Source organism: Chitinophaga sp. (genome assembly GCF_035761305.1).
In the GTDB taxonomy this organism is placed as follows: Bacteria; Bacteroidota; Bacteroidia; order Chitinophagales; family Chitinophagaceae; genus Chitinophaga.
Genome location: NZ_DASTRI010000104.1, coordinates 1 through 6,666 on the forward strand (window position 1 = coordinate 1; position 6,666 = coordinate 6,666).

Genomic DNA, 6,666 nt, shown 5'->3' on the forward strand with positions numbered 1-6,666 from the left:
ATATGACCCTTGTCATACACGCCGGTATTGTATTGTACAAATAGCTGCAGCCCTTCCGCTGCTTCGTTAAACTCTATCAACAGGTCGAACTTTACGGCACAGGGGCCTTCTTCCCGGATCTCTTCCGGCTGGCTAATACCAGTGGTGTTACGGTCCTGCGCCTGCTGGTTCTGTAACACCAGCATCACATCAAAGATGGCTGAACGGCTCATGTCACGGCGAACATCCAGGTCTTCCACCAGCCGGTCAAAGGGGTAAGACTGGTGCTCATAGGCTCCCAGCAGCACATCTCTTTCACGGTCCAGCAGCTCTATGAAACTATCGGCGCCGCTGAACTGCGTGCGCAGCGCCAGCGTGTTTACATAAAACCCGATCTGGTCTTCCAGGTCCGCATGATCCCTGCCTGCTACCGGGCTGCCGATGATAATATCTTCCTGGCCGGTATAACGGTAGAAAAGGGCTTTCAGCAAGGCAGACAGGCCTATGAACAACGTGCCCTGGCGATCCTGGCACAGCTTCAGCAGCTTATCCGTTAACTCACGGCCCAGGAAGGTTGATAAACCATATCCATCCTGCTTCATTACCGCAGGACGTATTTTATCCGAAGGCAGCGAACGCACCGGCAGCTCGCCGGAAAGCTGCTCCAGCCAGTAAGCATGATGCCGGCTATATGCTGCTGTTGCCAGCTGCTCCTGCTCCCATACAGCATAGTCTTTATACTGAAGGGGCAGCAGCGGCATCGTAGCATCGCCGCCATTCGTGTACAGCTCATAGAAATGCAGCACATCCCTGCTCAGTACATTCATAGACCAGCCGTCGCTGATGATGTGATGCATATTGTAATAAAACAGGTGTTGCGCTTCATCCAGCCTGAAAAGCATGATCCGGAACAAAGGCCCGGTACTGAGGTCGAACGGCCGGCGGCTATCTTCTTCAATCATGCGCTCAGCTGTTTTGCGGCCTTGTTTGTCGCCGCGCAGATCAACATATGCAAGCTTCACGTTTACCGCGTCTGCCGGCAGCACCACCTGGCGCACTACCCCGCCGGATTCTTCCCTGAACACGGTGCGCAGAATTTCATGACGCGCTACTACCGCCTTAATGGCCTGCCCGTACTTAGAAGGATCAAGCTCACCGGTAAATGGTAAGGTATTAGAGATATGATAGGCAACAGACCCTTTATTTGCAGCCTGTAAAAGCCAGAGCCTCATTTGTGAGGAAGACAGGGGGTAGCTGTCCTGCACAGGTGCAACAGGTATATCTTTGCTGGTTACGGTATGTTCCTTTATGCTTTTAAGGTAGCTTACCAGCCCGTTTTTCCATTCTTTTATCTGCTCCAGTATCTCAGGGGTTAATGCATTCCTGGCGCCTTCAACATCGAGGTTACCATCATCATCCAGCCGGACAATTATATTTAGTTTTCTAAGCGACGTCAAAAATTGGTTCTGATCCATCTTTCAATAATTAAGGATTACAACTATATAGGTGATCATGCGCGGCTGCTGTATCATCCTGCAAAATCATTTTGATCGTAAGCAGGTTCAATAATAGCAGTAGCAATTGTTCTGTTTCCCTTGTAGGGGTTACGGCCGTGTGCAGCCAGCATGTTATCGAGGAAAATGATATCTCCTTTCTGGTAGGGGAACACCACCTTGTTCTGTTCATATGCATTCCTGATCTCTGCATATTCCTGGTAGCTGATCTCTTCACCGTCGGCAAAAAAAGTTTCTGAAGTGAGGTATTCAGCAGGCAGGAAATCGTCGGCCTCCAGGCCCAGCTCTTCGTAGCGGGCGTACTTGTTAAAGAACATCACGTGGTTGAACCAGGTTTCCTCCTGTGATACAGGGTGCCTGTAAATGGCAGGCTTCGTCCATTCAATCACCATCTGGTCTTTTTGTACAAACCTGAACTGAATGTTATTCTTCTTACATATTTCTTCGGCCACTGCTACATCTTCTGTCTGAAACACTTCCTGCCAGGGCATTCCCAGGTCGGGGAAAAGGTTGCGGCGGTACTTCACGCCTTTTTTCCTGAACTTTTCCCTGGTGGCGGGGCTGATGGCTGCAAGCACCCTCCTGGAGTCGGCAATAGGTGTTTCGCCCCCTTCAGCAGCCGGCGTTATGCAGCAGAAAACAATTTTCTTTCCCCACACCCGGCTGTAAGACGACTCGTTATGCATGTTAATGGTACGCTCGTTAGGGTATATGGTGGAAGTGTAGATATTTTTGATAGATTGATCCAGCTCCTTGCGGGGGGAAGACCGGAACATATAGGGCAACGGCTCGGTGTTGAAGCATTTCATGAAGGTGTTAAAGTCCTCCACGGTTTCGATGCCAAAGCCTCTCAGCAATATACCGCCATGCTGTATGAGATCGGCGTCAAAGCTTTCCCTGTTGGCTTGCAGCCATTCAACCAGGTTCACATTGCCAGCAGCCGGCTTTACCAGCAAAGGCAATACCTGCCCGGATTTGCTGTTTAAAGGTGCTTTTATTACAGATGGGTCGTTAATGACAAAAGCAGTTTTTTCTGCCCCGGTAGCGGGACTGGTTACAGTGTTTTCCATATTTTAAAAAGATTAAGTGATTGTTTTAAGAAGTGGTATTGCCGGGGCTTCAGATCAGATCCTGATCCGTTCTTTCTCACCGCTGCAGGCAGTGTCGGCTACGCTGCTGAACCAGCCGGCATTCAATATTTCGTTGGCTAAATTTTCTATAGTGGGGTTTTCAAACATCTTACGTACGCTGATAACAATGCCGTACTCCTTTGATATTTTCGAGAGTATTTTAATGGCGCTGATGCTGTTACCGCCCAGCTCTATGAAATTATCCCTTATGCCTATTTTCTCCTGGGTATTGAAAACCTGCTGCCAGATATTCACCAGCTCTTCCTCCACTTCATTGCGGGGCGCTACATAAGCAGCACGGGTAGCCAGTCCGTCGGGCACAGGCAGGGCGTTCTTGTCTACTTTGCCATTTACGGTGAGCGGCAGCGTGTCCAGCTGCATAAAATTCACCGGCACCATGTATTCGGGCAGCACTTTCAGCAGCTGCTCCCTTAAAGCAGCGGCGTCTACCAGCTGGTGGCCGGTAAAATACCCTACCAGGCAGGTGTTGCCGTTACCGGCGGGTTTTGCCAGCACCACCGCAGCGGCCACTCCGTTAACAGACAACAAAGCCTGCTCTACTTCTCCCAGCTCTATCCGGTAGCCGTTTATCTTCACCTGGTCATCGGCGCGGCCCAGGTATTCGATATTGCCATCGGGCAGCCAGCGCGCCAGGTCGCCGGTACGGTATAAGCGGGCGCCGTTCTCAAAAGGATGTTCGATGAAACGGCTCTTCGTCAGCTCTTCTTTATTAACATATCCGCGCGCCAGCTGTGTGCCGCCCAGGTACAGCTCCCCGGTTACGCCTACGGGTACAATACGCTGATGGGCGTCCAGGATATAAGCCTGCATGTTGCTGATGGGTTTTCCGATCAGTACCGTATCATTGCCGCCTGTTTCCAGCGTTTCCACAATACAGCCTACCGTAGCTTCCGTAGGCCCGTACTCGTTATAAATGACCATAGCCGTATTCAGCGACTGCAGGGTGGAAATGTGCTGCTGCTTCAAAGCCTCTCCGCCGGTGATCACCTGGTTCACCGGGCTTGGGCGGCCTGTATGCTGCAACAGGTCGATATGTGAAGGGGTGCATTTTACAAAGTTTACGCCCGTGGTACCATAGAATATATCTTCCAGCATATCGGCGGCGTTCATTTCCTGCGGGTAAACCACCAGCTCACCTCCGCAAAGGAAAGCCCCGAAAATGCTGGTTACCGTAAGGTCAAAAGAAAGAGAAGTGAACAACGGCAACTTGTATCTTTTCCCGGGAGTGTTAAAATACTTTTCCGCACAGTAAGAAAGATAGTTGTACAGGCTACCATGCTCTATCATCACTCCTTTAGGCTTTCCGGTAGAACCGGATGTATAGATCACGTAAGCAAGATCGCTGCTGCTTACCGGTTTAAAAAACGAAACCTTCCTGGCATTGCTGACAATGGCGTCCAGTATATCGGACAGCATATCCTCATCTATCACGGCTTTGGCGCCACTGTCTTCCGTTATGTAGGCAATGCGGTCTTCCGGGTAAGAAGGATCTATGGGCACATAGGCGGCTCCTGCCTTCAGCACGCCCAATATGGCGGGCACTGTCCATTCGCTTCTGGCCAGCTTAATGCCTATCACATCATTGTTATGGATGGTATAGTGGCGGTGCAGATAGGCGGCTACCATATCCGACAGCTCATCCAGCTCTTTATAGCTGAAAGAGATGTTGCCGTTGCTTAAGGCTGTTCTTTCGGGGTACAACATTACTGTTTCCTTGAACAGATCGAGCCAGGTGGCGCCCCTTGGGTAAGCTGTTTCAGTTTGATTGAATGCTGTGGTGAGCAGCTGCTTGTCTGCTTCCTGTATATAATCCAATGCATACAGCGGTAGCTCTGGATGAATAACCACCTGTTCCAGCAGCTGCTGGTAATGCATGATCAGGCGTTCAATAGTAGCTTTGTTATAAATATCTGTATTGAACTGAACATACAGGTGAAGGCCATCCTCCCTTTCTATAAATTCTATAAGCAGGTCAAACTTTGTAGCGCAGGCCCTTACTTCGTTGATGCCATTAACAGGATTAACCAGGTGCCCTTCATTCACGGCGGCTTTTCCCTGCTGGTTCTGGAGCACCATCATTACATCGAAAACGGGGGACCGGCTCATATCGCGCTGCAGCTCCATATCTTCTACCAGGCGGTCAAAGGGGTACATCTGGTGCTGGTATGCCTGCAATGTTACGTCCCTTACGGCTTCCAGCAGCTGGAAAAAATTATCCGATCCACTGAACCTTGTTCTGAGGGGCAGCATGTTTACGTAAAAGCCGATCTGGTCGGCCAGCTCTGCGTGCTCACGGCCGGCTACCGGGCTGCCGATAATAATATCTTCCTGCCCGGTATAGCGGTAGAACAAAGCTTTCAGCACAGCCAACAGTCCCATGAACAGGGTGCTTTGACGCGACTGGCAGCGTTCGGCGAGTTGACCGGCGAGCTGCTTGGGCAGCAGCGTAAAAAGCTCCATACCCTGATGCGTCATGATCGGCGGCCGTGAACGGTCTGCAGGCAGCGATAAAACGGGAAGTGTTCCGGAAAGCTGCTCGCGCCAGAAACGCTGGTGTTGCTCGTAACGGTCCGTCTGCAGTTCCGACTGCTGCCAGGCGGCATAATCTTTATACTGCATGGGAAGGGCGGGCAATACAGCAGGAGCGCCTTTTTCCAGCCCTTCATAGCATTCCAGCACTTCCTTTGCCAGAATGCCCAGCGACCAGCCATCCCCGATAATGTGATGAATATTAAAATGGAAGGTGTAGGCATGAGGCCCGGTTTTTACCAATAGCGCCCGTAACAAGGGGCCTTTGCCGAGATCGAAGGGAAGGGCGGCATAAACGCCTATATGCTCATTCACCTCATATGGAGATTTCCCTTCCATGTTTTCATACGCCAGTTTGAACGCAGCCCGGGCTTCGGGCAGCACTACCTGCCTTAGCTCGTTGCGCTCATCTTCCCTGAAAACGGTGCGCAATATTTCATGCCGGTTCACCACCTGCTGTATGGCCTGTTCCAGCAGCTCTTTTGAATAATCGCCTTCCAGCATTACCTGGTTAGGCATATGATAGGCCAGGGAGCCTCCTTCGAGCTGGCTCAATATCCATATTCTCCGCTGACCATCGGACACAGGATAGTCAGCCGCTTCAGGCAGCACAGGTATCTTTCTGTAGTCTGCCTGGTTAAGAGATTTTTTAAGGTAGCTGACCAGGGAGGCTTTGTGTTCCCTGATTTCTGTGATCATACTTTCTGTCATGGCGTCATCTTCATACTTCAATACGATGTCGTCATCTACAACAGAAAGGAATACACCTCTTTCAGACAGTTTTTTTATTAGTTCCAGCATAGTGAAAAATATTAGGGTTATTACTCTTCAAAAAGACCAAAAGCATCGTTTAATATTTCAACATTCTCAGTGCTGATATTGCCAGATGGCAGCGCTTCCTGCATATGTTGGCTAAAATAATTTTCAGACAGGCTCCTGATATTGGGGCACTCAAAAAAGGTGCTTACCTTCAGCGTGCTGTTGAACGAACGGTTCACTAAAGCCATAATGCGTATGAGCAGCAGTGAGTTGATGCCGATGTCAAAGAAATTATCTTCTATCCCTATCTTCTCTTCCGGCACGCCCAGCACCGAAGCGATAATAGCAGTAAGCCTGGCCTGCGTATCATTTACAGGCGCCACATATCCTGCCCCGCTGTTCAGCCCTGCATGCAGGGGCGCCGGTAACGATTTCCTGTTTACTTTTCCGTTAGCCGTAAGGGGCAGCTTGTCCAGCTGTACATAATGCTGCGGCACCATGTAATCCGGTAAACGTTGCTGTAACCGCTGGCGCAGGCTACGTACATCTATCTCACCTTCGCCTACCAGGTAGGCTACCAGGTAGGGTTCCTGGCCTTCTTCTTTGCGTGCTACCACCACTGTTTCCCGCAGCATGCCGTCCTCCAGCAATGCCTGCTCTATCTCACCCAGCTCTATGCGGTAACCACGGATCTTCACCTGGTCGTCGCTGCGGCCCAGGTACTCAATGGTACC

At 50.5% G+C, this 6,666-nt stretch carries 4 protein-coding genes; all 4 read right to left on the reverse strand.

Going from position 1 to position 6,666, the window contains the following annotated elements; translation table 11 throughout:
* A partial coding sequence (locus VFS25_RS09235; protein ID WP_326461846.1) for a condensation domain-containing protein occupies positions 1-1,454 on the reverse strand: 1,454 nt, incomplete at its 3' end.
* Between the two features lie 53 nt (positions 1,455-1,507).
* Positions 1,508-2,563 carry a TauD/TfdA family dioxygenase gene (locus VFS25_RS09240; RefSeq protein ID WP_326461847.1) on the reverse strand — a complete coding sequence of 352 codons (1,056 nt, stop codon included), beginning with the start codon at positions 2,561-2,563 and terminating at the stop codon, positions 1,508-1,510.
* A 54-nt stretch (positions 2,564-2,617) separates the two neighbouring features.
* Positions 2,618-5,974, reverse strand: a complete 3,357-nt coding sequence (locus tag VFS25_RS09245) for an amino acid adenylation domain-containing protein (protein ID WP_326461848.1) — start codon at positions 5,972-5,974, stop codon at positions 2,618-2,620.
* 20 nt (positions 5,975-5,994) lie between these two features.
* Positions 5,995-6,666: phosphopantetheine-binding protein (locus VFS25_RS09250; RefSeq protein WP_326461849.1), on the reverse strand; the 672-nt coding region annotated here is incomplete at its 5' end.

Bases quoted from the DNA above. Each gene is read 5' to 3' on its own strand.
- VFS25_RS09240 (WP_326461847.1), bottom strand. From the start codon at position 2,563: ATGGAAAACACTGTAACCAGTCCCGCTACCGGGGCAGAAAAAACTGCT.
- VFS25_RS09245 (WP_326461848.1), bottom strand. From the start codon at position 5,974: ATGCTGGAACTAATAAAAAAACTGTCTGAAAGAGGTGTATTCCTTTCT.